The organism is Vibrio sp. 1727, from assembly GCF_033344415.1.
In the GTDB taxonomy this organism is placed as follows: Bacteria; Pseudomonadota; Gammaproteobacteria; order Enterobacterales; family Vibrionaceae; genus Vibrio; species Vibrio alginolyticus.
This window is the reverse complement of the sequence record NZ_JAWPOT010000230.1, coordinates 1-732: the sequence shown is the minus strand read 5'-3', so window position 1 is coordinate 732 and position 732 is coordinate 1. Positions and strand designations below refer to the sequence as shown.

At 48.6% G+C, this 732-nt stretch carries 1 protein-coding gene; it reads right to left on the bottom strand.

Going from position 1 to position 732, the window contains the following annotated elements:
- On the bottom strand, positions 1 to 732 hold a 732-nt coding region (gene brnQ / locus R8O10_RS24945), incomplete at both ends, for a branched-chain amino acid transport system II carrier protein (RefSeq protein ID WP_318191920.1).

The window sequence follows — 732 nt, the reverse complement described above, 5'->3', positions numbered from 1 at the left end:
TGTGCTAGACCAACGTTAGCAACTAGCGCACATACGGCACCGTTGATTAGAACCCACTGCTTGTATGACAGTGATGTCTTCGAGCTGAAGAAATCAGAACATGCTGAAATCAGGCCGATAGCCGTTGTCAGACACGCTAACAATACAATCACAGAAAGAACGATTTGACCGTAAGGGCCAAACAATGCTTGAACGTACTGGCTTAGAATCAGACCACCGTTGTCTGCGCCCGCAGCAACTGTTGCACTGGTAGCGCCTAGGTAGAATAGCGAAATGTAAACAAATGCTAGACCAGCCGCAGCGATACAACCTGCAAAAATCAGGTACTTAGTCGTCGCAGAACGCTCCGTAATACCTTTGCCGCGCAGTGCATCCACCATCAACATACCAAACATCAGCGATGCGAAAGTATCCATGGTGTTGTAGCCTTCAAGGAAGCCTTTGGTTAATGGCTGAGTTAGGTACTCACCGCGTGCACCGATCATATCGCCTTGAGGATCTAGGAATACTGCAACAGCAAGAATGATCAAACCGACAAACAGCGCTGGAGTCAGCACTTTACCGATCAAGTCGATAAGACGGCCTTGGAACCAAGAGAACAGCATTGCAACCGCAAAAAAGATCACAGAGAACGCGGTAAGGTGAGCTTGAGAAGCTTCAACAAAGAATGGCTTCACGGCCATCTCGTAAGCCACTAGACCTGTACGAGGCGCTGCAAACGCAGGACCAATA